This window comes from Tardiphaga sp. 768_D3_N2_1 (genome assembly GCF_052076105.1).
Classification (GTDB): domain Bacteria; phylum Pseudomonadota; class Alphaproteobacteria; order Rhizobiales; family Xanthobacteraceae; genus Tardiphaga.
Genome location: NZ_CP197245.1, coordinates 5301289 through 5325283 on the forward strand (window position 1 = coordinate 5301289; position 23995 = coordinate 5325283).

The 23995-nt window shown below is 61.4% G+C and carries 25 protein-coding genes and 1 tRNA gene; 16 read left to right on the forward strand and 10 right to left on the reverse strand.

Annotated features, from left to right (window positions below; genetic code table 11):
* Positions 1-10 precede the first annotated feature (10 nt).
* Positions 11-1402 (reverse strand): MFS transporter, encoded by a 1392-nt coding sequence (locus AB8A27_RS24890; RefSeq protein ID WP_441244199.1) that lies wholly within the window; start codon positions 1400-1402, stop codon positions 11-13.
* Between the two features lie 106 nt (positions 1403-1508).
* On the opposite strand from AB8A27_RS24890, the gene ggt reads away from it, so the two are divergent.
* The 3 genes from ggt to AB8A27_RS24905 all read left to right on the forward strand — a co-directional run bounded on the left by ggt (position 1509) and on the right by AB8A27_RS24905 (position 5525).
* On the forward strand, positions 1509-3254 hold the full coding sequence (gene ggt, locus AB8A27_RS24895) for a gamma-glutamyltransferase (RefSeq protein ID WP_441244200.1): 1746 nt from the start codon (positions 1509-1511) through the stop codon (positions 3252-3254).
* Positions 3255-3334: 80 nt separating this feature from the next.
* Positions 3335-4639: an MFS transporter gene (locus AB8A27_RS24900; RefSeq protein ID WP_441244201.1), complete on the forward strand. Its 1305-nt coding sequence runs from the start codon at positions 3335-3337 to the stop codon at positions 4637-4639.
* Complete coding sequence (locus AB8A27_RS24905) at positions 4626-5525, forward strand: amidohydrolase family protein (protein WP_441244202.1); 900 nt, start codon at positions 4626-4628, stop codon at positions 5523-5525. Before AB8A27_RS24900 ends, AB8A27_RS24905 begins: the two co-directional genes overlap by 14 nt.
* Here the strand turns inward: AB8A27_RS24905 and AB8A27_RS24910 are convergent.
* Complete coding sequence (locus AB8A27_RS24910; protein ID WP_441244203.1) at positions 5522-6187, reverse strand: glutathione S-transferase family protein; 666 nt, start codon at positions 6185-6187, stop codon at positions 5522-5524. The genes AB8A27_RS24905 and AB8A27_RS24910 overlap by 4 nt on opposite strands.
* Before the next feature lie 117 nt (positions 6188-6304).
* Here AB8A27_RS24910 and AB8A27_RS24915 point away from each other — a divergent pair, with 117 nt between their 5' ends.
* From AB8A27_RS24915 to panE, 5 genes are all read left to right on the forward strand, one after another.
* The gene (locus AB8A27_RS24915) at positions 6305-6901 is read left to right on the forward strand and encodes a DUF2239 family protein (RefSeq protein WP_441244204.1); all 597 of its coding nucleotides are present in this window, start codon (positions 6305-6307) and stop codon (positions 6899-6901) included.
* 88 nt (positions 6902-6989) lie between these two features.
* Positions 6990-8354 (forward strand): MATE family efflux transporter, encoded by a 1365-nt coding sequence (locus AB8A27_RS24920; protein WP_441244205.1) that lies wholly within the window; start codon positions 6990-6992, stop codon positions 8352-8354.
* Between the two features lie 93 nt (positions 8355-8447).
* Positions 8448-9077, forward strand: coding sequence for a 2-hydroxychromene-2-carboxylate isomerase (locus AB8A27_RS24925; RefSeq protein WP_441244206.1), 630 nt, complete (start codon positions 8448-8450; stop codon positions 9075-9077).
* A 12-nt stretch (positions 9078-9089) separates the two neighbouring features.
* Positions 9090-9827, forward strand: coding sequence for an SDR family oxidoreductase (locus tag AB8A27_RS24930; RefSeq protein WP_441244207.1), 738 nt, complete (start codon positions 9090-9092; stop codon positions 9825-9827).
* Between the two features lie 138 nt (positions 9828-9965).
* Positions 9966-10889, forward strand: coding sequence for a 2-dehydropantoate 2-reductase (gene panE, locus AB8A27_RS24935; protein WP_441244208.1), 924 nt, complete (start codon positions 9966-9968; stop codon positions 10887-10889).
* A 143-nt stretch (positions 10890-11032) separates the two neighbouring features.
* Here the strand turns inward: panE and AB8A27_RS24940 are convergent, their stop codons facing one another.
* The 4 genes from AB8A27_RS24940 to AB8A27_RS24955 all read right to left on the reverse strand — a co-directional run bounded on the left by AB8A27_RS24940 (position 11033) and on the right by AB8A27_RS24955 (position 13911).
* Positions 11033-11623: a c-type cytochrome gene (locus tag AB8A27_RS24940; RefSeq protein WP_441244209.1), complete on the reverse strand. Its 591-nt coding sequence runs from the start codon at positions 11621-11623 to the stop codon at positions 11033-11035.
* A gap of 76 nt (positions 11624-11699) precedes the next feature.
* Positions 11700-12968 (reverse strand): PQQ-dependent sugar dehydrogenase, encoded by a 1269-nt coding sequence (locus AB8A27_RS24945; RefSeq protein ID WP_092141006.1) that lies wholly within the window; start codon positions 12966-12968, stop codon positions 11700-11702.
* Between the two features lie 257 nt (positions 12969-13225).
* Positions 13226-13675 carry a hypothetical protein gene (locus AB8A27_RS24950; RefSeq protein WP_199488734.1) on the reverse strand — a complete coding sequence of 150 codons (450 nt, stop codon included), beginning with the start codon at positions 13673-13675 and terminating at the stop codon, positions 13226-13228.
* Positions 13676-13836: 161 nt separating this feature from the next.
* Positions 13837-13911: transfer RNA gene (locus tag AB8A27_RS24955), tRNA-Gly, on the reverse strand.
* 298 nt (positions 13912-14209) lie between these two features.
* Here AB8A27_RS24955 and trxA point away from each other — a divergent pair.
* Genes trxA through AB8A27_RS24970 form a run of 3 tightly spaced genes read left to right on the forward strand, consistent with a single transcriptional unit; the run spans position 14210 to position 16083 of the window.
* Positions 14210-15130 carry a thioredoxin gene (gene trxA, locus AB8A27_RS24960; protein ID WP_441244210.1) on the forward strand — a complete coding sequence of 307 codons (921 nt, stop codon included), beginning with the start codon at positions 14210-14212 and terminating at the stop codon, positions 15128-15130.
* Positions 15131-15160: 30 nt separating this feature from the next.
* The gene (locus AB8A27_RS24965) at positions 15161-15835 is read left to right on the forward strand and encodes an LON peptidase substrate-binding domain-containing protein (RefSeq protein ID WP_441244211.1); all 675 of its coding nucleotides are present in this window, start codon (positions 15161-15163) and stop codon (positions 15833-15835) included.
* A gap of 47 nt (positions 15836-15882) precedes the next feature.
* Complete coding sequence (locus AB8A27_RS24970; protein ID WP_068730204.1) at positions 15883-16083, forward strand: Trm112 family protein; 201 nt, start codon at positions 15883-15885, stop codon at positions 16081-16083.
* Between the two features lie 17 nt (positions 16084-16100).
* Here the strand turns inward: AB8A27_RS24970 and AB8A27_RS24975 are convergent, their stop codons facing one another.
* Genes AB8A27_RS24975 through gstA form a run of 3 tightly spaced genes read right to left on the reverse strand, consistent with a single transcriptional unit; the run spans position 16101 to position 17774 of the window.
* Positions 16101-16430 carry a DMT family transporter gene (locus AB8A27_RS24975; RefSeq protein WP_092140998.1) on the reverse strand — a complete coding sequence of 110 codons (330 nt, stop codon included), beginning with the start codon at positions 16428-16430 and terminating at the stop codon, positions 16101-16103.
* 7 nt (positions 16431-16437) lie between these two features.
* Positions 16438-17136 (reverse strand): glutathione S-transferase family protein, encoded by a 699-nt coding sequence (locus AB8A27_RS24980; protein WP_441244212.1) that lies wholly within the window; start codon positions 17134-17136, stop codon positions 16438-16440.
* Positions 17133-17774 carry a glutathione transferase GstA gene (gstA, locus tag AB8A27_RS24985; RefSeq protein WP_441244213.1) on the reverse strand — a complete coding sequence of 214 codons (642 nt, stop codon included), beginning with the start codon at positions 17772-17774 and terminating at the stop codon, positions 17133-17135. Before gstA ends, AB8A27_RS24980 begins: the two co-directional genes overlap by 4 nt.
* Before the next feature lie 87 nt (positions 17775-17861).
* On the opposite strand from gstA, the gene AB8A27_RS24990 reads away from it, so the two are divergent.
* Positions 17862-18839, forward strand: coding sequence for a LysR family transcriptional regulator (locus AB8A27_RS24990; protein ID WP_441244214.1), 978 nt, complete (start codon positions 17862-17864; stop codon positions 18837-18839).
* Between the two features lie 7 nt (positions 18840-18846).
* Here the strand turns inward: AB8A27_RS24990 and AB8A27_RS24995 are convergent, their stop codons facing one another.
* The gene (locus tag AB8A27_RS24995; RefSeq protein ID WP_441244215.1) at positions 18847-20067 is read right to left on the reverse strand and encodes a ubiquinone biosynthesis hydroxylase; all 1221 of its coding nucleotides are present in this window, start codon (positions 20065-20067) and stop codon (positions 18847-18849) included.
* Between the two features lie 142 nt (positions 20068-20209).
* On the opposite strand from AB8A27_RS24995, the gene tesB reads away from it, so the two are divergent.
* The 4 genes from tesB to AB8A27_RS25015 all read left to right on the forward strand — a co-directional run bounded on the left by tesB (position 20210) and on the right by AB8A27_RS25015 (position 23892).
* Complete coding sequence (gene tesB, locus AB8A27_RS25000; RefSeq protein WP_441244216.1) at positions 20210-21085, forward strand: acyl-CoA thioesterase II; 876 nt, start codon at positions 20210-20212, stop codon at positions 21083-21085.
* A 166-nt stretch (positions 21086-21251) separates the two neighbouring features.
* Positions 21252-21590: a P-II family nitrogen regulator gene (locus AB8A27_RS25005; protein ID WP_441244217.1), complete on the forward strand. Its 339-nt coding sequence runs from the start codon at positions 21252-21254 to the stop codon at positions 21588-21590.
* 469 nt (positions 21591-22059) lie between these two features.
* Positions 22060-22398 carry a P-II family nitrogen regulator gene (locus AB8A27_RS25010; protein ID WP_068730208.1) on the forward strand — a complete coding sequence of 113 codons (339 nt, stop codon included), beginning with the start codon at positions 22060-22062 and terminating at the stop codon, positions 22396-22398.
* A 54-nt stretch (positions 22399-22452) separates the two neighbouring features.
* The gene (locus tag AB8A27_RS25015; RefSeq protein ID WP_441244218.1) at positions 22453-23892 is read left to right on the forward strand and encodes an ammonium transporter; all 1440 of its coding nucleotides are present in this window, start codon (positions 22453-22455) and stop codon (positions 23890-23892) included.
* Positions 23893-23995 lie beyond the last annotated feature (103 nt).

A 23995-nucleotide genomic window follows, 5' to 3' on the forward strand; every position in this document is an offset into this window, starting at 1 on the left:
CTTTTGAGGCTCAGGCTTCCCGCACCCGCCCGAGCAAGCCGAGGCCTCCGACGAAGAACAGCACCAGCACCGCCATGCCAGCCTTCTGGCTGGCGGTGACTGCGGTGACGAAGCCGATCAGCAACGGCCCCATGAAGGACGTCACCTTCCCGGTCAACGCGAACAATCCGAAGAACTGCGCGATGCGGTCCTGAGGCGCCAACCGAATCAGCAGTGTGCGGGATGCCGCCTGCAGCGGGCCGCCGGCCATGCCGATCAGGCAACCCAGCAAAAGATAAGCCTTCTCTGCCGGCGCTACGAACAACCCGCCGCCAGGCACCGGTGGTGTAACCTTGATGAAGAAGATGGTTTCGCGATCGATCAGCAGGATCGCGATGATCGAGGTCAGCAGCAGCAGGATGCTCCCGGTGATTACGCGCTTCGGCCCCAGCGCATCGTCGAGCTTGCCGCCGATGAAGGCGCCGAACGTTCCGGCAACGGCGAGGATGATGCCGAACGTTCCGATCTGAATCGTATTCCAGCCGAACGTACCGGCCGCATAGATGCCACCGAAAGCAAACAGCGACACCAGCCCGTCGGTATAGATCATGTTGGCGATCAGGAACGCCATCATCGAGCGATGCTTCGGCAATTCACTTAGCGTGTGCCTGAGATCGGTCAGACCTGCACGCACAGCGTGACCGGGCGAAACCTTCGCAGGAAAATCCGGCGTCAGCAGAAACATCGGCAGCACGAAGACGACGAACCACAGACCCGACAGCGGCGCCGAAATGCGATCGCCCTGGAACGTCGCGGGATCGAGGCCGAGGATAGGGACCAGACCGAACAGCGTGCGCCCCGTCGTTGGATTCGCAGCCATGAAGCCGAGCACGATGATGAGGCTGAGAATACCGCCGACATAGCCGAGCGCCCAGCCGGAGCCGGACAGGCGACCGATTTTATCCGGCGGCACCAGCGTCGGCATCATCGCATTGTTGAACACGGTCGCGAATTCCACACCGATGGTCGCAAAACCATACGCGATCAGCAGAGGCAGAATAATCGAGGGATCGCCGGGCTTGCCGATCCACATGATGCAGGCACCGATCACGAAGATTGCGCCGAAGCCTGCGATCCACGGCTTGCGGCGGCCGCTCGCATCGGCAATCGCGCCGAGGATCGGCGATGCCAGCGCGATGATCAACCCGGCCGCGGCGGTGGCAAAGCCCCACAGGGATTGTCCGGTCGCAGCATCGGATGCCACACGCGTGGCGAAATAGGGCGCGAAGACGAAGGTTGTAATGAGACTGAAGTAAGGCTGGGCCGCCCAGTCAAAAAACATCCAGCTGATCACCGCAGAGCGCGGTGGATAGGTCTTTGGCGCCGCTGTCACAGAGGCTGATGAAGCGGCGGCGACCGCCATGCGTGGTATCCCCCGCGAATCACAGAGTGTTGTCTCGTACGTTTCACAAGCCATATAGCATTCGAGACGGCGATGCGATCATGTCCGCTGTCAGCCGGAGTGATCGATGGCACCGTTTGCTTTCCTGCGTTGTACCTGCGTCGCAGCACTCGCATTTATACTCGTCGTCCCGGCATCGACAAACGCGCAGCAGGCGCGTGACATCTATACCCCCGCACCACCTGGCACGCTCAAGCCCATAGCTGGCAAGCATGGCATGGTCGTCGCCCAGGAAAAGATTTCCGCCAAGATCGGCGCGGATGTCATGGCGCGCGGCGGGAACGCCATCGACGCTGCGGTTGCGACAGGCTTTGCCATGGCGGTGACTTACCCCCGCGCCGGCAACATCGGCGGCGGCGGTTTCATGGTGATCCACACAGCCTCCGGCGAAGACGTCACCATCGACTACCGCGAGACCGCGCCGGCGGCTGCCACCCGCAACATGTTTCTCGGCAGCGACGGCAAGCCGGACACGGCGAAATCCCGCGATTCCGCTTTGGGCATCGGCATCCCCGGCACGGTGGCGGGACTTGCGCTGGCGCTGGAGAAATATGGCTCCGGCCGGTTCACGCTGTCGGATCTGCTACAGCCCGCGATTGCTCTAGCGCGCGACGGCTTCGTCCTGACTGACGATGGCGCGGATACGCTGCCGGATTGGCACAGGCGCCTGGCGCGCTGGCCGACAACAAAGAAGATCTTTTCGCGTGACGACGGCACCTCACTACGCGAGGGCGACCGGTTGATCCAGACAGATCTCGCGACAACGCTCACGGCGATTGCCGCACAGGGACCGCGCGGCTTCTATGAAGGCCCCGTCGCCGAGAAACTGGTCAGCGGCATCAATGCCGCAGGCGGCATCTTCACGGCAGACGACCTCAAGACCTATCAGCCCGTGGTCCGCACGCCGGTCCGCGGCAGCTATCGCGGCTATGACATCATCTCGATGCCGCTGCCATCGTCCGGCGGAACCGTGCTGCTGGAGACGCTGAATATTCTTGAAGGCTTTCCGATGAGCGATATGCGGCAGGCCTCCGCACCGTCGCTGCATCTGCTGATCGAGGCCATGAAGCGCGCTTATGCGGATCGCGCGCGCTATCTGGGCGATCCTGCTTTTGTCAACGCGCCGATCGCGACGCTGACCTCGAAGAACTACGCCGCCGGGCAGCGCGCCTCGATTGATCCCAACAAGGCAACGCCGTGGACGGATGCCCTCTCGGCCGTACTGCCCCGCGAAGGACAAAACACCACGCATTACTCGGTGGTCGACAGCGCCGGCAATGCGGTGAGCAACACCTACACGCTGAATTTCAGCTATGGCGTCGGCCTGATTGCCGATGGCACCGGTGTATTGCTCAACAACGAGCTCGACGACTTCACCGCGGCACCGGGTGCATCCAATGCCTATGGACTTGTCGGCTTCGAAGCCAACCTGCCCGGCCCCGGCAAGCGACCGCTGTCATCGATGTCGCCGACCATCGTGCTGAAGGACGGCAAGCCAGTGCTCGTCACCGGCTCGCCCGGCGGCAGCCGCATCATCTCGACGGTGCTGCAGGTGATCGTCAATGTGATCGACTACAGAATGGATGTGATGTCGGCCGTTGCGACCTCTCGCCTGCATCACCAGTGGCTGCCGGATGAAGTGCGCATCGAACGCGGCTTCAGCGAAGAGACTCTCAATGCCCTGCGTGCCATGGGCCACAAGGTGGTCGAGCCGATGGGCCAGACTTCGGCCAATTCTATTCTCGTGACGCCAGACGGCTTGCTTGGCGCTCCTGATCCGCGTACGCGTGGCGCTGAGGCATCTGGATACTGACGTCCAATAACACATCCGATGCCCCCAGGGGCGCGCGGGTGAGCGTCCCCGAACCAAGACGACAAACGGGGGAAACAATCATGAGCGGCAACCGACCAACCGATTCCGGCGCCATCGAGCGCGCGGAGATCGAAGACACCAGCCTTCTGGCCTTCTATCGCGACATGAAGCCGCCGGAGCGCCGCACGTTCTGGGCTTGCGCGACGGGCTGGGCGCTCGATGGCATGGACTTCATGATCTATCCGCTGGTGATCGGCACCATCATCGTGATGTGGAAGGTCGATCCCGGCACCGCCGGCCTCGCTGGCACCGTAACACTTCTTGCCTCCGCGATCGGCGGCTGGCTCGGTGGCTATCTCGCCGACCGTATCGGCCGCGTGCGTACGCTGCAGCTGACAATCCTGTGGTTCTCATTCTTCTCGCTGATCTGTGCCTTCGTGCAGAATTTCGATCAGCTGCTGGTGGCGCGTGCGCTGCTCGGCATCGGCTTCGGCGGTGAATGGGCTGCAGGCGCGGTGCTGATGGGCGAAGCGATCCGCCCGCAATATCGCGGTCGCGCAGTCGGTTCTGTGCAGTCCGGCTGGGCGATCGGTTGGGGTCTCGCCGTGCTGTCACAAGCAATCCTGTTCTCATGGCTGCCGCCAGAGACGGCCTGGCGCTGGATGTTTGCTATCGGCGCGCTGCCGGCTTTGCTGGTGCTGTATCTGCGCCGCTACGTCGAAGAACCGGTCATCGCCGCGGAGACCCGCGCCAAGCAGAACGCCAGCGGCGATCGGCCCAAGCTCAGCGAAATCTTCGCCGGCCCGATGCTGAAGACCACGATCCTTGCGTCGCTCGCTGCGACCGGTTGCCAGGGTGGCTATTACGCCATCACCTTCTGGGTGCCGCGCTTTCTCACCACCGAGCGCAAGCTGTCGATCGTCTCATCGACAGGTTATCTCTCGGCACTGATCATCGGCTCCTTCGTCGGCTATCTCGTCGGCGCCTGGCTCGCCGACCGCATCGGCCGCCGCAACCTGTTCCTGACCTTCTCGCTCGGCGCCATCGCTGTCATCCTGATCTACACACAGGTGACGCTCACCAACGAGGTGCTGTGGATCCTCGGCTTCCCGCTCGGCTTCTTTGCGTCGGGTTACTTCTCCGGCATGGGCGCATTCCTCACGGAACTCTATCCAACGCGTCTGCGCGGATCGGGCCAAGGCTTCTGCTACAACTTCGGCCGTGGCATAGGCGCCCTGTTCCCGTTCCTGGTCGGCGCCCTGTCCAACACCACCAGCCTCGGCAACGCCATCGCGATCTTCGCCGTGCTGGCTTATGGCCTGTTCTTCCTTGCAGCTTTTGCACTGCCTGAGACTCGCGGACGTATTCTCTATGCAGACGCCTGATCCATCCGCTGGCGAACCCCGGGCTTGCCCGGGACCGCAACCGACCCAGCGTAGCGCGACACGGTTTACCGTGCCGCACGGCGCCGTCGATACCCATGCCCATGTCATCGGTCTGCCGCCGGACTATCCGTTCGTCGACGGCCGCAGCTACACACCGCCGGAAGCCACGGCGGTATCCTATCTATCGATGCTCGAAGCAACTGGCATGACTTACGGCGTGCTGACCCAAGTCAGCGTGCATGGCACCGACAATCGCCTGCTGGTGGATGCACTCACCGCCAATCGCCAGCGGCTGTGCGGCATCGCTGTGATCGGGCTCGATTGCCCCGAGAAGGAGAAGGCGGCGCTGAAAGAAGCCGGCGTCGTCGGCCTTCGGCTCAACGTGCTTTATGGCGGCGGAATGGGTTTCGCGCAGCTCGAGGACTACGCGTCGCTCTGCCGCGAGATGGGCTGGCATCTGCAATTCCTCATCGACGCGAAGGACATTCCGGCGCTGGCGTCGCGCTTTGCGAAACTGCCGGTGCCGTTCCTCGTTGACCACATGGGACACTTCCCGACCTCACGCGGCATCAACGATCCGGGCTTCGACGCTCTGGTCGGACTCGTTCGTGACGGCGCATGGGTGCGGCTGTCCGGCGCCTATCGCACCAGCATCCAGGGTGGCCCGCCCTATAGCGATACGATTCCGTTCGCGCAGAAGCTGGTCGCTGCCAATCCGGGTCGTTGCATCTGGGGCTCCGACTGGCCGCATGTGGCGAATTGGGACGTGATGATGGGCGTAAGCGATCTGCTCGACCTGCTTGCGGAGTGGGTGCCGGATGAGACGGTGCGCAACCGTATCCTCACGGACAACCCGCAAAAGCTGTTCGGCTTCCCTGCGATCTAGCGTCCCACCGAATACGGCCCGCCCTTCTCCAGCGCACGCTGATAGGCGGGCCGCGCGTGGATCTTCGCGAGCCACGCCATCGCCTTGGGATGTCCTTGCTCCAGCCCTGCACGCGCTGATGCGGCTTCGAGCGGGAAGCTCATCTGGATATCGGCGGCGGTGAATTCGCTGCCGGCGAACCACTCGCTCTTCGACAACTCGCCTTCCCAGAAGGCCATGTGCTGCTTGAGCTGCGGGTCGACCAGCGTGTTCAGCGCTTTCGCCGCAATGGCATTGACCACCGGTCGCATCAGCAGCGGCGCGCGCTTCGGCAGCATCATGAAAATGAGTTTCAGCAACAACGGCGGCATCGCCGATCCCTCGGCATAGTGCAGCCAGTAGGTGAAGCGCAGACGCTCAGGCGTATTGTCAGCCGGAATCAGGCGGCCGTTGCCATAAGTCTTGACGAGATATTCGACGATCGCGCCGGACTCGGCGATCGTGTTGCCGTTGTCGGTGATGACAGGCGACTTGCCGAGCGGATGGATCGCCCGCAGCTCTGGCGGCGCCAGCATGTTGGGCTGCCGGTTGTATCTGATGACCTCATAGGGAGTGCCGAGCTCTTCGAGCAGCCACAGCACGCGCTGGGAACGCGAGTTATTCAGGTGATGGACGGTGAGCATGGCGATCCTTTGCGGGTGACGCGCATAAATATTGCCCGGGTAATATTGACAGATATATTATCCGGGTATAATTAGTGTCGATCTTGATGATGAGACGGGCTTATTCCCATGACTGGAATGACTTTTCCTCCCTTTAGCGCCTTTGCCGGCCCAAAGCTGCTTGCTTCTGGGCCATTGGCCGAGGTGGCGATCGCAATCAAGATCGCGACCGGCGCAATCGCCGACCCGATCATCATTTTCGACAACGCCACCGGCAAGTCTCTCGATATCGATTTGCGCGGCAGCCATCGCGAGGTCGTCGCCCGTCTGCCGCAGCCATCGACACCCGAACCCGCCGTCGAGGCATCTAGCGAGCCACGTGGCCGTGGGCGGCCGAAGCTTGGCGTCGTCGCCCGCGAAGTGACACTGTTGCCGCGGCATTGGGACTGGCTCGGCGCGCAACCGGGCGGTGCCTCGGTCGCGCTGAGGAAGCTGGTCGAAGACGCCCGCCGTGCCAATGGCGACCGCGATCGGCAACGCGCCGCGCGCGACGCCGCCTATCATTTCATGTCGACGATGGCTGGCGACCTGCCGGGCTTCGAGGAAGCGTCACGAGCGCTGTTCGCAAGCGATCGACGGCGATTCACCGAACTCATCGCGAACTGGCCAAGCGATATTCGCGATCACATCGTAATACTCGCATTTCGTGATCAGGCCGCCGCCCCACCGGCCTGATCACCCGGCCCCATCGACCACCACAACACCGTGCGCATCAACGCGCGCAAACGGACTGTTATGTCTTCGTGCCAAACGAGAATCCGCCATGTCTGAGCCCTTGCCGATGACGCCGCGTCCTTTATGGAGGACGTTTCTCACCTTCCTTGTCCCGATGATGCTCAGCAACGTGCTGCAGTCGCTGTTCGGCACATTTAACAACATCTATCTCGGCCAGATGATCGGCGTCGATGCGCTCGCAGCCGCATCCGGATTCTTTCCCGTGATGTTCTTTCTGGTGTCCTTCGTTATCGGATTGAGCATCGGCGCGACGGTGCTCATCGGTCAGGCATGGGGTGCCGGCGAACGGGAGAAGATCGCCGTGATCGCAGGCACGACCTTTACGGTCTGTCTCCTCTTCGGACTCGTGACGGCGATTGTCGGCGGCTTGTTCAGCCGCCCCCTGATGGTCGCGCTCTCCGCACCAGCAAATATTGTCGACGAGGCCAGCAACTACGCACGCATTATGTTGGTCGCAATGCCGCTGACCTTTCTGTTCGTCATCTGGACGTCCATGATGCGCGGTGTGGGTGACACTGTCACGCCGCTGCTGGCCCTGACGATTTCCACAGCGATCGGTCTCGCCCTGACCCCGGCATTGATCAACGGATGGTTCGGCCTGCCTCGGCTCAATATCGCCAGTGCCGCATGGGCCTCCGCGATTTCAAGCCTCGTAACGCTGGTGTGCCTCGGCTTTTATCTCGGCCGCAAACACCATCCGCTGGCCTGCAGCGCCGCGGTTCTTGCTCACCTACGACCCAATCCGGCGCTTCTCGGCAAGATCCTGCGCATCGGCTTTCCCGCCGCCGTGGGAATGGTCGCAATGTCGCTCGCCGAACTCGTATTGCTCGGTCTGGTCAATGGCCACGGCTCCAGTGCCACCGCGGCTTACGGTGCTGTCAATCAGGCCATGGCCTATGTCCAGTTTCCCGCGATGTCGATCGGCATTGCGGTATCGATCCTGAGCGCCCAGATGATCGGCGCGGGCCGCGCCGATCGCGTTGGTTCCGTGGTTCGCACTGGATTGGTGATGAACCTCGTTCTGACCGGCAGTCTGGTCGCGCTGACCTATCTGTTTTCGCGCGCCGTCATGGCCTTGTTCATCATCGATCCCGTCGTACTCGATCTCGCTCAGAACCTGCTTCACATCGTATCCTGGAGTTCGGTCATGTTCGGGATGTCGCTGGTGTTTTCCAACGCGATGCGCGCGAGCGGAACGGCAATCGCACCCATGATCCTGTCGCTGGTGGCTATCGCCGGGATCGAGGTACCCGCCGCCTTCATCCTGGATCGTCAGCTCGGACTTCAAGGCATCTGGGTCGCGTATGCGATGGCGTTCTGCGCCATGTGCATTCTGCAGATGAGCTATTACCATCTGGTCTGGAAGAAGCAGCGCATCGAGCGCCTCATTTGACACTCGCTCAGGCGCATCCCAAAGGATGACGGTCATCATAAAGTTAATGGACGAACCGGCATCCCTGCGGCAGAATACGCCCAGAAAATAATGATGGGAGAGACCGCCTTGACCAAAGCTGCCCCACAATTCCTGTTCGACTTCGGCAGCCCCAACGCATTCCTCAGCCACGAGGCGATCCCGGCGATCGAAGCGCGCACCGGTGCGAAGTTTGAATATATCCCGGTCCTGCTGGGAGGCATCTTCAAGGCGACCAATAATCGCTCGCCGGCCGAAACCTATGCCGGCGTCAAGAACAAGCGCGAGTTTCATCAGCTCGAGACAGAGCGTTTCGTGAAGCGTTTCGGCGTCAAGCCCTACACGATGAATCCGTTCTTCCCGGTCAACACCCTGAACCTGATGCGCGTCGCCATCGCGGCACAGCTTGACGGCGTATTCGAGAAATATGTCGAAGCCGCATTCCATCATATGTGGGGTGAACCAAAGAAGATGGATGACCCCGAAGTGGCCATCAAGGCGCTCAACGACTCGGGTCTCGATGGCGCAAGACTGTTCGCACGTGGACAGGAGCCCGAGGTGAAGGCGGTACTGGTGGCGAATACGCAGACCGCCGTCGAGCGTGGCGCCTTCGGCTCGCCGACCTTCTTCGTCGGCAACGAGATGTTCTTCGGCAAGGAACAGCTCCGCGAAGTCGAGGAGCTGATCTCCGGTACCGGCAAATAACGGGAGGCTTTCATGCAGAGGCGCAACGCGACTGTCGCTGTCATCGGCGCCGGGGACTATATCGGCGCCGAGATCGCCAAGAAATTTGCCGCCGAAGGTTTCACAGTGTTCGCCGGCCGCCGCAACGGCGACAAGCTGGCGCCTTTGGTGGCTGAGATCGAGGCCATGGGTGGCACCATCGTGGCGCGCTCGCTGGATGCCCGCAAGGAAGACGAGATCGCCGCCTTTCTCAATGGCGCGGATGCGCATGCACCATTGGAAGTCTGCATCTTCAATATCGGCGCCAATGTGAATTTCCCGATCCTGGAAACGACCGAGCGGGTATTTCGCAAGGTCTGGGAGATGGCCTGCTATTCCGGTTTCCTGGCCGGGCGCGAAGCTGCACGGCTGATGATGCCGCGTGGTCAGGGCAACATCTTCTTCACAGGCGCCACCGCGAGCTTGCGTGGTGGCAGTGGCTTTGCCGCTTTTGCATCGGCCAAATTCGGATTGCGTGCGGTAGCCCAGGCGATGGCCCGCGAGCTCGGCCCGAAAAACATTCATGTCGCCCATCTGATCATCGACAGCGGCGTCGACACCGCCTGGGTACGCGAGCGCCGCGAGCAGATGTGGGGCAAGGATGCGCTGAACAATCCCGATTTGTTGATGCCACCGGCCTCGGTCGCTCAGTCATACTGGCAGCTCTATCAGCAGCCGCGTAGCGCCTGGACGTTCGAACTGGAGATCCGTCCGTTCGGAGAGAAGTGGTAGAGGCAAACCCTGCCTCATGGTGAGGAGTGCGACTTCGCGCATCTCGCCTAAACGCGGTTGTGTTGAGGCTGGGATGAGATCTCTGTCTGACTCAATCGAACAATAAAATTCAGAACAACCCAACTAAGGAATCCCTCAATGCGTATTCTCGTGGTCGGCGCCGGTGCCATCGGCGGTTATTTCGGCGGCAGGTTGTTGCAGGCCGGCAATGACATCACCTTCCTGGTCCGCCCGAAGCGCGCCAGTGAACTGGCAAGCGCCGGCCTCGTTATCAAGAGCCCGCATGGCGATGTGACCTTGAAGAATCCGCCGACGGTGCAAGCAGATGCGATCAAGGAAAAGTTCGACGTCGTGCTGCTGAGCTGCAAGGCGTTCGACCTGGACGATGCGATCGCCTCCTTCGCGCCAGCTGTCGGGCCGAACACCGCCATCATCCCATTGCTCAACGGCATGAAGCATCTCGACGTGCTGGAGAAGAAATTTGGTGCGGAGAGCGTGATGGGCGGTCAGTGCCAGATCGCGGCCACGCTCAACGAGGCGCGCGAAGTGGTGCAGATGGCGCCGATGCAGGTGCTCAGCTTCGGCGAGCGCAAGGGGGGCAGTTCAGATCGCGCGAAAGCGATCGCCGCGATCATGGCGACCGGTAACTTCGGCGGCACGGCCTCCGACAACATCATGCAGGACATGTGGGAGAAGTGGGTGTTCCTGGCAACGATCGCCGGCTCCACCAGCGCCATGCGCGGCGCCGTCGGCGACATCGTCGCGGCACCCGGTGGCCGCGACTTCATCCTCGGCGTGCGCGATGAGATGAGCGCCGTCGCCAAGGCCAACGGCTTCGCACCGCGGGCAGCGTTCCTGGAACGCACCGAGGGCATGCTGACGGCAGAAGGTTCGAAGATGACCGCCTCGATGTATCGCGACATCCTCAACAAGGCGCAGATCGAGGCCGACCAGATCGTCGGAGATGTCATCGCCCGCGCCGATGCCGCCAAGGTCGCCGTACCGCGACTGCGGATGATCTATACGCATCTCAAGGCGTATGAGCATCAGCGGGTGGCGTAGCTCGGACTCTCGTCGTCCCCGCGAAGGCGGGGACCCATACACGCCGGAGATTTTGGCGAAGCGCGGTCGGCGCTTCTCTGCCGTTCCAACCGCTCACGGCGGAGGCTATGGGTCCCCGCCTTCGCGGGGACGACAACCATGCATCACAGATGCGCCAGATAATGCGCCAGCGCAGTGATTTCTTCTTCACTCAGCGAATAGGCCACCTCGGCCATTGCAGCCATGCCGCCACCGGCCCGGACGCCGGACTTGTAGTCGCGCAGCGCCTTGACGAGATAGTCCTCGCGCTGTCCGGCGATGCGCGACACCGCTTTCGTGCCGCCATAACTCTCCGTGTGACATGACGCACAACGACGGCCAACCGCCGCTTGCGCGCCCTTGGCCGACAGATCCGGATTGTCATCGGGCTTCTTGCCCTCCGGCGGCTTCAGCGAGGCGAAATAGGCGCCGAGATTGCGGATGTCGTTGTTGTCGATCTGCTCGATAATCGGCTGCATCTGCTCGTTCTTGCGCGTGCCTGCACGAAAGAACACCAGCTGCCACTGGATAAACAGATCCGGCTGTGCGGCGAGCGATGGGATGTTCTCTATTTGCGAAATGCCGTTCTCGCCATGACAGCCACTGCAGAGCTCGGCTTTCTCCTTGCCGGCGGCAATATCGGCAGCATCGATCGGACCAGAGCCAGAACCAAGCGCGAGAAAGATAACAACTGCCGCGAGTACAGAACGATGCATGAGCGACATTCCCATTCCAGAATGCGCGAGGCTGGAGCCGCTCGTGAAGCAACTCCAGCCTCGCGTGACGCATGACTTACTTGGCGTAGCTGATGCGATAGATTGCGCCTGCCCAATCGTCGGCAATCAGCAGCGATCCATCCTTGGCCAGGACGATATCGGCAGGGCGGCCGAGATAACCCTGGTCACCCTCGATCCAGCCGGAGGCAAAGATCTCCTGCTTGGCATTCTTCCCATCCGGCCCGGCGATCACACGCTTGATACGCGCGCCCTGATACTTGTGCCGATTCCACGAGCCATGCTCGGCAATGAAGATGTTGTTCTTGTATTCGGCAGGAAACATGTTGCCGGTATAGAACTTCATCCCCAGGGGCGCGACATGGGCGCCGAGATTCAACACCGGTGGCGTGAATTCCGAGCACTTGTGCCCCATGGCGAATTTCGGATCTGGCATGTTGCCTTGATGGCAATGCGGATAGCCGAAATGCTCACCGAGCTTCGAGATCATGTTGAGCTTGTCGCTCGGCATATCGTCGCTGATCCAGTCGCGTGCATTTTCGGTGAACCAGTATTTACCGGTGCGAGGATCGACGTCGCCGCCCACAGAGTTGCGAACGCCGAGCGCTACGATTTCGGCATTGCCGGTCTTGGGATCGACACGGCGGATCTGCGACAAGGAGGTCGGCGGAATGCCGATGTTGAAGGGAGGTCCGAACGGAACGTAGAACCAACCGTCCTTGTCCGGCGCGAGATACTTCCAGCCATGTGCGGCATAGGACGGCATGTCGTCATAGACGACCTTGCCGTCACCGAGCTTGTCGAGATTCGCCTCGGCATTCTCGTATTTGATCAGCTTGTTGATATCGATCACATAGAGCGCACCGTCCTGGAAGGCGATGCCCGTCGGCATCTTCATGCCCTTGATGACGGTCTTGACCTCTCTCTTGCCGCCCTTGTCGGTGATCGCATAGACGTTACCGAGGCCGAACGAACCGACAAAGAGTGTGCCTTTATCGCCCCAGGCCATCTGCCGCGCCGCGAGCACGCCGGGTGCATAGACCTCGATCTTGAATCCTGGCGGCAGCTTGATCTTCTTCATCATGGCCGCGAGTTCGGCATCAGACGCACCGGTCGGCGGACCTGACGGTGGCGCGAGGCCCTTTTGCGCTTCAGTCTCGTCGCCGAGAAACCAGTCGTCCGGCGGATTGGTCCAGAAGTCCTTGGTATCGGATTTGTAGCTCTTGAGCTTCTGCTGTGCGCTCGCTTGATTGAGCGAGGCCATGCCGATCGCCGTGGCGAGGATGGCGGCGCACGCAACAACGGATCGACCAGTCATCGATTTCATCGCGTCACTCCCTGTGCAGCTTGTTGCGGCTGCTATGTCTTATTGAACGTTCGAGACGAACTTATTGGTCTGTGATTTTCTCAGACAGTGAGATGCTACCACAAATGTCGCAGGTGAAAAGCGCAACTAACGCTCGCGCAAACGAAAGACGTCGTCATCACGACGACATCTTGAAAAGCAATTTTGAAAGTTAGTTCCAGCGAGCGGATGCGATTGGCACATCGCACCGCATCATCACGCTATCACTACGACGCTTTTTAAAGGCTGCCCTTGGTGAGATAGCGCCAGGCCACGGCCAGCACAATCAGCCCGATGAAGATCAGCGCTGCCGGCAACTTCTTCTTTTCGCGCGGAGGCGGTGGCGTGTTGGGCTTGATCCGGCGGAAAGGCGTGACATTGCTATTGTTGTCGTCGGGCATTGGTCTTGATCTCGAAGCCGTCTTGATGATGGGCGCGATGCCGGTGCCGCCCATGCGGGAATAATAGCTGCGGTAGACAGTCTGGATGGTGGCTTCGGCCGCGGCTGGTTCGGATTGTTTGCCACGCGCGAGCAGCGCGAGATAGCCGGCATAGAATGTCTGGGCTTCTTGCGGCAGCGCGTCGAGGCTTTTCAGCTTCGCCATCATCACCCAGGTCGCAAAATCCGCCCGCGCCTCATCATTGGCACGCTTGGCAATTTCCAGGTTGGAATCCGTGGTCGACGGCATCGTCAGTCTCGTACCCGCTTCGCCTATGGATTGTCTGCCCAACGCCCGATGATTTCAAGCGATGCGGGACGGATCTGCGTGCCTGCGGATCACAAACGACAAGGCCGCCTGACGGCGGCCTGCAATCGATAAAACTGATGCCAAAAAAACCAGGAAAATTCTGGAGCGGGCGAAGGGATTCGAACCCTCGACCCCGACCTTGGCAAGGTCGTGCTCTACCACTGAGCTACACCCGCATCCGAGAAGGCAGGCGGCGATTGCTCGCCGCCGACGCGCAGACCTATGCCAAATGCCGGTGGCGAATGCAACAGTTAGACTGCATTTCAGATCGCTCCGAGTTAACCGGGGTTTACGGCCATTTGAGCCAGATTTTGCCAAGAAAACGGGTCAAAACAGCCAAATGTCGCCTCTCGGGCCGAATCGGTCCCGGCCGGACCTATTTCAGCGGATTGCAAATTACTGTCACGAACGCCATTTAATCGCTCAGGCCATGCTAAAAGCGGCCAAATTTTTCAGACATCGAGCGAGGTTCACGTGACCATCATGGAACAGGGCGGCGCCGCGACGCCGCAGGCAGCAACTGCTCTCATCAAGGACACGACCACCCGCACCTTCGTGCAGGACGTTATCGAGGAATCCAAGCGCCAGCCGGTCCTGATCGACTTCTGGGCGCCTTGGTGCGGTCCGTGCCGCCAGCTCACTCCCGTCATCGAGAAAGCCGTGACCGCCGCCAAGGGCAAGGTGAAGCTGGTCAAGATGAACATCGACGAGAATCCGGAGATTCCCGGCCAGATGGGCATCCAGTCGATTCCGGCCGTGATCGCCTTCGTCAACGGCCAGCCGGCCGATGGCTTCATGGGTGCGGTTCCGGAGAGCCAGGTCAACGCGTTCATCGACAAGCTGACAGCCGGCATGCCCGGCGCCGAGCCCACGGCCGCAGAACTGCTTCAGGAAGCTGAAGCGATTCTGGCTGAGGGCGATCCGGCTACCGCCGCCTCGATCTATGGCGAGGTGATTGCCGCCGACGCCGGCAATATCGCCGCCATTGCCGGCCTTGCCCGCTGTTACGTCGAGACCGGCGCCATCGAGCAGGCCAAGCAGACGCTCGAGCTCGTCCCGGTCGCGAAACGTGAGGACGCCGCGGTCAAGGCTGTGCAGGCCAAGATCGATCTGGTCGAACAGGCCAGCGCGCTCGGCCCGGTCACCGAACTGGAACAGAAGGTTGCGGCCAATCCGCTCGACCATCAGGCTCGTTTTGACCTCGCGATCGCACTCAACGGTGCCAATCAGCGCGCTGAAGCCACCGGTCATCTGCTCGAGATCGTCAAGCGCGATCGTAAATGGGATGACGACGGCGCCCGCAAGCAGCTGATCCAGTTCTTCGACGCCTGGGGACCGACGGACGAGGCCACAGTTGACGGCCGCAGGCGATTGTCGACTATCCTGTTCTCGTAATTCTTCTCGCGTGACGAATCGGAACCGGACATGCCCATCAATGCCGACTATCGCGGGCCTGCCGAACTTCCCGAGGTGATCCCGGTCTTTCCCCTGCCGGGCGCACTGCTGCTGCCGCGCGGCCAGATGCCGCTGAACATTTTCGAGCAGCGCTATCTTGCGATGATCGACGATTCGCTTCGCGACGGGCACCGGCTGATTGGCATGATCCAGCCCGATGCGGCGCATTCGGCGGATGAGGCCAAGCCGGCATTGTTCAAGGTCGGCTGTGTCGGGCGCATCACCCAGCTCGCCGAATCCGGTGACGGCCGCTACATCCTCGAACTGACCGGCGTTTCCCGTTTCGAGGTGGTGCAGGAACTCTCGGTGCTGACCGCGTACCGGCAGTGCAAGGTCGACTACTTCCCCTTCATCGACGATTTCACCGCACGCAAGGGCGAAGATGATGTCGATCGGGCCGCGCTGCTCGCGGTGCTCACCGACTTCCTCAAGGCCAACAACCTGAAAGTGGATTGGGAAGGCATCGACAAGGCTCCCAACGAGGCCCTGGTAAACGCGCTGGCGATGATGTCGCCCTATGGTCCGCCAGAAAAGCAGGCGATGCTCGAAGCTCCCGACCTCAAGACCCGCGCCGAGATTCTGATCGCCGTCACTGAAATGGATCTGGCCAAGAAACGCACCAGCGGCGACCCACCGCTGCAGTAATTCTGACAAATAACCACGATCAACGACCGCATCACCGGAGCGTATCCATGACCACACCGCCAATCGAGCGCGCCGAAAGCACCGTCGACGCCAAGCTGCTGGAGATTCTGGTGTGCCCGTTGACCAAGGGGCAACTCGAATTCGATGCCGCCCGCCAGGAGCTGATCTCGCGCCAGGCCAAGCTTGCTTATCCGATCCGCGACGGCATCCCTATCATGCTGCCGGAAGAAGCGCGGAAGATCGACTGAATTTCTGATGTGGCAGCTCATGCCGGCGCAAATTTCAGGGCGACGATGCCCGCGACGATAAGGGCGACCCCACCGCCGCGCAGCAGACTCATCGATTCGCCAAACAACACGCTTCCGAACAGCACCGTCCCGGCTGCGCCGATCCCGACCCATATCGCGTAGGCGGACCCCACCGGCAGAACCTCCAGAACCCGACCGAGCAGATAGACGAACGCGGCGAGGAAGATCAGCGACAGGATGGTCCAGCCCGGTCGGGTGTAACCCGCCGCATATTTCATCGAGATCGCCCACGCCACATCCAGAAGCCCGGCCACGATCAGGAGTAGCCATGCGGCACCCTGGCTCATGGCTGCCTCATGCTGCGATCTTGAGAAGATGGGCGTCGTACTGAGCGAGGAATGCACGCAGCCGGTCGGCGTAGTCGGCCGTGACGGCGTTCGCTACGCTCGGACGCTCGCGTAACGCTGCGCGCCATGCCCGAACCTTGGGTGTCTGGGCGAAGACTTCCGTGTCAGCGATGGTGTCGAACACATCGAAGTAGCGGAAGATCGGCGCGTAAACCGCATCGACCATGCTGAAGTGCTGCCCCGCGAAAAACGGCGCTGCGGTTAGCACCTTCTCGAGGCGACCGAATTTTTCGACCAAGGTCTTCCGTTTCGCTTCGTAGCTGTTCGCTTCGGTAGCCGTCTCGAATCCCCACAGATCGGCGAGGATCGACGAGCCGAACTCGATCCAGCCACGGTGCCCGGCTCGTTCGAGCGGATCGGATGGGTGAAGCCGCACGCCTGTCTGCGTCTCCTCGAGATATTCGCAGATCACCGCGCTCTCGAAGATCGCGGCAGTGTCATTGCCGTCTCGCCCGACGAGCAGAAGCGGGACCTTGCCCAGCGGCGAGATCGCGTGAAACCAGTCCGGCTTGTGCGCGAGATCGATATAGCGCCGTTCGAAATGGATGCCCTTTTCGGCAAGGACGATGGCCGCTCGCTGCACGTAAGGGCAGAGATGATGGCTGACGAGCGTCAGTGCTGGCGCATCTGGCTGATTCACGATCATGCGCTCACCTTTAATCTCTCTGCGCGCATGGCCTGCTGCACGGCGGGCCGCGCATCGACGCGGGCCATGAAGTCGCGCAGATGCGGAAAGTTGGACAGATCCACCTTGGCGAAGTTGGACCATCCGACGATCGTGAACAGATAGGCGTCGGCCACCGTGAAGCTTTCTCCGAGCAGGAACGGCCTGCCCGCTGCCAAATGGCGCTCGACCGACGCCAGCCGCTCTGCGATCTTTGCGCGTGCAACATCTGCCGCCTGCGCACCATATTCGGGGTGAAACAGCCACGGGCTGAACATCTTGTGGAGTTCAGTGGCGATGAAGTTGAGCCAGGATTGCAGCTCGACGCGCTGCGGTGTGCCGGCAGGCGGCGCCAACCCGTTTTCGGGTTTGAGGTCCGCAAGGTATTGAACGATCGCGGCGCCTTCGGTCAGCACTGCCCCATCATCGAGCGCCAGCGCCGGCACATAGCCGTTCGGGTTCACCGCCGAATAGTCGCTGCCCGCCTCGGTGACGTGGGGCGACTTCCGGATATCCACCCGCACGAGTTCAATCGGAATATTGGCTTCGTTCGCAACAATGTGCGGTGAGAGCGAGCAGGTACCGCCGGCGTAATAGAGCTTCATGGTTGGATCTTTCATTGCATCTGTCGGGAGTTGCTATCGGCACCAGCAAGGTATTGCCCGCACGGGCGCAAGTCCCATTGGCATTTCGCCAGCTCCGCTTGCGTGACTGCAAGCAACCACGCTGCTATCTTCGTCAGCATGGATGATTGGAACGAACTTCGGCTGGCGCTCGCCATCCAGCGCGCGGGCAGTCTGACAGCGGCGGCGATAACACTCGGCGTCGATCACTCCACGGCCTTTCGCCGCCTAAAAGCGCTGGAGGACAAGGTTGGCGTGCGATTGTTCGAACGACTTCCAGGCGGCGCCTACCAAGCGACGGAGGCCGGTGCACGGATGGCTGCCGGCGCGGAGCGCATGGAGGACGAGGCGCTGGCGCTTGATCGCGACATATCCGGTCGCGATCATCGTTTGTCCGGCCGCCTGACGGTCACGTCATCCGAAACACTGGCCTATAGCCGGCTGACGCCACTTCTCGCCGCATTCCAGCAGGCTCACCCCGGCATCATCGTGGAACTGGTGATCGACAACCGCGTGCTGAGCCTGTCGCGCCGCGAAGCCGACATTGCATTGCGCCCTATCCGTCCGAAGGAAGGCGATCTTTGGGGACGCAGACTGTCCGCCATCGCATGGGGGCTCTATGCCGCCCCTGCCTATCTTGAGGCGATTGGCGGCCCGTTATCGAATCCATCCGAGATCGATCGCCATTCCCTGATCGGCTGGGAGGAAACGACATCAGGCATCGCGGCTGCCGATTGGCTGTCACGCACCGCGCCATCGAAGGCCTTCGTCTATCGGACAAACAGTCTGGTCAACCAGCTCATCGCAGCGAAAGCCGGCATCGGCCTCGCGCTGATGCCGTGCTATCTCGCTGATCACGACAGCGGGGTGGCAAGAGCACTATCCGAGCCCCTCAAGGAGCTCGAGGGTGAACTCTGGATCGTGACTCATGCGGATTTGAAGAATACGGCGCGCGTCAGGGCCTTTTTCGATCTCGTCGGCGAAGGATTGATTCGCGAGCGCCCGCTGTTCGAAGGCGAGAAGAATCAGCCCCCGTCCACATTGAACGGCATAACCGCATGAGTGCCAACTACAGCGCCTCGCCCTTCAATAGCCTTGGCACGTCGCCCGACAATCCCGCAGCCTGTTTGATGAACGCGCCCTTCAGCGGCGGCAGCCGATCGACAATGCCGAGACCGATGTCGCGGATGCTGCGCACGAAGGGCAGGTCGTTCGAGAACAGAACGTTCAGCACATTAGTGGCGACACCCATCGTCATGGTGTCGAACCGGCGCCAGCGCTGGTAGCGCTCAAGCACATCGCTCTGGCCGAAATCCATCCCAAGCCGTGCAGCATCGACGATGGTCTCTGCCAATGCAGCGACGTCCTTCAGACCCATATTGAGGCCCTGCCCTGCAATCGGATGGATCACATGCGCGGCGTCACCGATCAGCGCCAGCCGTTCGCCGATGAAGGAGCGCGCGACGAAATAGCCGAGCGGAAACGCACGCGGCTTGTCGAGCGCCTTGACCTCGCCGAGGTGCAGGCCGAAACGCTGCTCAAGCTCCGCATGGAATTCCTCATCCGGCAAGGCGACGATGCGTGCGGCTTCCGCGCGATTCTCGGTCCACACCAGCGACGAACGCTTGCCGGTCAAAGGCAGAATTGCGAACGGCCCGGCGGGCAGGAAGTGCTCTTCGGCACGTCCGTCATGATCGCGCTCATGGCCGACGGTGACCACGATACCGGACTGGTCATAGTCCCAGCCATGGGTCGCAATACCCGCGCGCTCGCGCAGCTTGGAGCGTGCGCCATCGGCGGCGACCAACAAGCCAGCCTCGATCACACTGCCATCCCCGAGCGTGACGCTGACACCATCGGCCCGTGAATCGAATGTCGTCACCGCAGTCGCACGCAGGTCGACGCCCGCCGCTTCGGCGCGGATCACCAGTTCGTCGATCAGCCGGCGATTCTCGACCATATGTGCGAATGGTTCGCCCGGCTCCACATGACCGCCGAAGGTCAGGAAGGTCGGACGGGTGGCGTCTTCCAGCTTGGAATCGGTGACGACCATGTCGAGGATCGGCTGGCTGTCGGCAGCCACGGCATCCCAGACACCGAGTGCATCGAACAGCCGCCGACAGGCAGCAACGATGGCCGTGGCGCGCGGATCGCGGCTCGGCCTGGCCGCCAGCGCGGGATCGGCGACAATGATCGGCAGATCGGGGCCAAGCCCCTGCCGCAACGCCAGCGCCAGTGCCAGCCCGGCAAACGCTCCGCCGCCGATGACAATGCCTCGTTGTGCCGCCATGATATCCGTTCTCGCTGTTGCCACGCGCTTATAGCTGGGCGAAACAGGATCGCGAAACAAGGGCGGCAATGGGACCGGGGCCTTTACGGCCAAGGTCTTGGTAAACCTCCCTTAATATTGCCGCTGACGGAAAGATGCCGACATGTCCAAGAGCCTGATCGATCTGATCGATATCCTCGATCTCGAGACCATCGAGGTGAACATGTTCCGCGGCCGCAGCCCGAAAACACGCTGGCAGCGGGTGTTCGGCGGCCAGGTGATCGGCCAGGCCATGGTGGCTTCGTGCCGCACCGTCGAAGGCCGCATGCCGCATTCGCTGCATTGTTATTTCATTCTGCCCGGCGACCCGCAGATTCCCATCGTCTACGAGGTCGAGCGGCTGCGTGACGGCAAGAGCTATTCGACCCGGCGTGTCACCGCGATCCAGCATGGCCATGCGATCTTCTCGATGATGGTGTCGTTCCACGCCGAGGAGGAAGACTCGTTCAATCACCAGGATCCGATGCCGGACGTGCCACCGCCGGACAAGCTCACTGCGGAAGAGCTCTCCAAACATCCGATCATCGAGAAGATGCCCGATTTCATCCGCCGCTATTACGAGTCCGACAGGCCGATCGAGCTGCGCCCGGTGGAATTCCAGCGTTATGCTGGCGAGAAGATTCCGGAGGGCCGGATCAATTTCTGGATTCGTACCGCCGCGAAGCTGCCGGACGATCCGGCACTCCATATGTGCGCGCTGGCCTATGCGTCGGACTTTTCGCTGCTCGATTCCATCATGGCCCGCTATGGCCGCACTTTGTTCGACGGTCAGGCGATGGCGGCCAGTCTCGATCATGCCATGTGGTTTCACCGCCCGTTCCGCGCCGACGAATGGCTGCTCTACAGCCAGGATTCGCCGAGCGCCCAGAACGGCCGTGGTCTCGCGCGCGGCCTGATCTTCAAGCCCGACGGCACGCTGGTGGCGACGGTGGCGCAGGAAGGCTCAGTGCGCGAACGACGCGAGAAGCCAACGACGTAAATTGCTTCACTGCCAGCCCTGAATACCGCCTCGCCCGTTGGCGTGCAGTTGGCTCGTCCGAAGGCAGCGCCGGCGCCCAATTTCCACGCGCCGTGCCGACGGGGATGGCATAAAGGTGCATGATTGCGTAAGCAGGGTCGTAAACCGCCCCGAAGAGGAAGCCGGCATGAAGCTCGTGGTTGCGATCATCAAACCCTTCAAGCTCGATGAAGTGCGTCAGGCTTTAACGGCCATCGGCGTCCACGGCATGACGGTGACCGAAGTGAAGGGCTATGGCCGCCAGAAGGGCCATACCGAGATGTATCGCGGCGCCGAATATATCGTGAATTTCCTGCCCAAGCTGCGGCTCGAAATCGCCGTGGCATCCGATCTCGCGACCAAGGCGGTCGAGGTCATCTCCACCGGAGCCCGGACCGGCCAGATCGGCGACGGCAAGATCTTCGTGACCCCCATCGACCACGCCCTGCGTATCCGCACCGGCGAGACCGACAGCGACGCGCTTTAGGCAATACGCCAGCGCAGGTCCCCTCCCCTGTCGGGACTGCTGACGGTCAGCTTGGATACATCCAGAGAAGCTCTCCCTTGCTCTGCCAGTTGAGCAAGGTCAATTCTGCGCGCGTTGGTTGGACGGCCTGCAGATTAGACAATCTCGAGGTTTTTGCCTCGAATTGACGTATTTGGACACCTCCGAGCTGCCCGCCTCCTGAGCAGGAATATGTCAAGAGCCTGTCATGCTTCCCTTTTGGGCATAATTGACTAGAGTTTGGGCGCGACCGAATAGCGCACTCTGTCTCAATGCGTGAGAATCGCGAAAAGCTGCGGATTCATAAACCGTTAGAGAATTCCACCGATCTGGCACGGCATTTGATTCTATCTGGCGTGGCTGTGCCCGCGTAGTGAACTTCTCCGCGTGGTGAACCTCAGTCGAGATCGCCCGGTCGATTTTCGGTCGGGCCCAAGCGGGGATAGGACCCATGAAAATTGTTATGGCGATCATCAAGCCATTCAAGCTTGAGGAAGTCCGTGATGCCCTGACCGCCATTGGCGTTCATGGTTTGACGGTCACGGAAGTCAAAGGATATGGCCGGCAGAAGGGCCATACGGAAATTTATCGCGGCGCTGAGTATGCGGTGAGCTTCCTGCCAAAGATCAAGATCGAGGTCGCAGTCGCCTCCGATCAGGTCGACAAAACGATCGAAGCCATCACAACGGCCGCGAAGACCGGCCAGATCGGCGACGGCAAGATCTTCGTCATCAACCTCGACCACGCGGTTCGCATCCGCACCGGCGAGGCCGATGCTGCAGCCCTCTAAGTCGAATTCCTCGGATTTCGCGCTCACCCATTCTTCAATCAGGAGTCAAACAAAATGACGTTTAAGCGTCCCTCTGGCGCGGGATTGGCGGCACTTGCCGTTGGCCTGTTCGCCGCAACCGCGGCCTACGCCGATCCGACGGTCAACAAGGGCGATAACGCCTGGATGATGACCTCGACCGTGCTGGTGCTGTTGATGACCGTCCCGGGCCTCGCTTTGTTCTATGGCGGCCTCGTCCGTTCCAAGAACATGCTCTCGGTGTTGATGCAGGTTCTCTACACTGCCTGCATCGTGATGGTGCTGTGGGCCCTCTATGGCTACAGCATCACCTTCACGGGCGGTTCGGCCTATATCGGTGGCTTCTCGAAGGCGTTCCTCGCCGGCGTGACACCCGATTCGATGGCTGCTTCGTTCACCGCAGACGCCAACATCTCGGAACTCGTCTACTTCTGCTTCCAGATGACCTTCGCTGCCATCACCCCGGGCCTGATCGTCGGCGCCTTCGCCGAACGCACCAAGTTCGCGGCTGTGGCGCTTTTCGTGCCGCTCTGGGTGACGCTGATCTACTTCCCGATCGCGCACATGGTCTGGTACTGGGCTGGTCCGGACGCCATTGTCGCAGCTGCCAAGGCTGTTGCTGCAGCGGCTCCCGATGCGAAGGCTGCGGCTCAGGCCAAGCTTGATGAAGTCATGGCCGATGCCGGCCAGGTGTTCCTGTGGGGCGCTCTCGACTTCGCCGGCGGCACCGTCGTTCACATCAACGCCGGCATTGCTGGCCTCGTGGGCTGCTTGATCATCGGCAAGCGCACCGGCTACGGCAAGGAGCTGATGGCTCCGCACTCGCTGACCATGACCATGATCGGCGCGTCCCTGCTGTGGGTTGGCTGGTTCGGCTTCAACGTCGGTTCGAACCTCGAAGCCTCGGGCACTGCCGCTCTCGCGATGACCAACACCTTCCTCGCAACTGCGGTTGCGGCGATGGCCTGGATGTTCGCGGAGTGGATGACCAAGGGTCACCCGTCGCTGCTCGGCGCCGCATCGGGCGCGGTTGCCGGCCTCGTCGCCGTCACCCCGGCTTGCGGCTTCTCGGGCCCGATGGGCGCGATGGTTCTCGGTCTGGTCGCAGGCGTCGTCTGCCTGTTCTTCTGCACCGTCGTGAAGAACTCGCTCGGCTATGACGACTCGCTCGATGTGTTCGGCGTCCATTGCGTCGGCGGCATCATCGGCGCGCTCGGCACCGGCATCCTGGTCAACCCGGCCCTCGGTGGTACCGGCGTCATGGATTACGTCGCCGGCAAGATCGGCGACTACGACATGGTCACCCAGATGCTCGCCCAGTGTAAGGCTGTCGCGACCACGCTGGTGTGGTCGGGCGTCGGTTCGGCGATCCTGTTCAAGGTTGTCGACGTGATCGTCGGCCTCCGCGTCAATGTTGAAGTCGAGCGCGAAGGCCTCGACGTCACCGAGCACACCGAACGCGCCTACAACATGTAAGCGTCACAGAGCATCCCGGATCACCGATCCGGGATGCTCGCAAAGGGATCGGTTGGGGCACTACCCGGCAATGTCCCAACCGTCGAAGGGCTCCAGCGCAAGC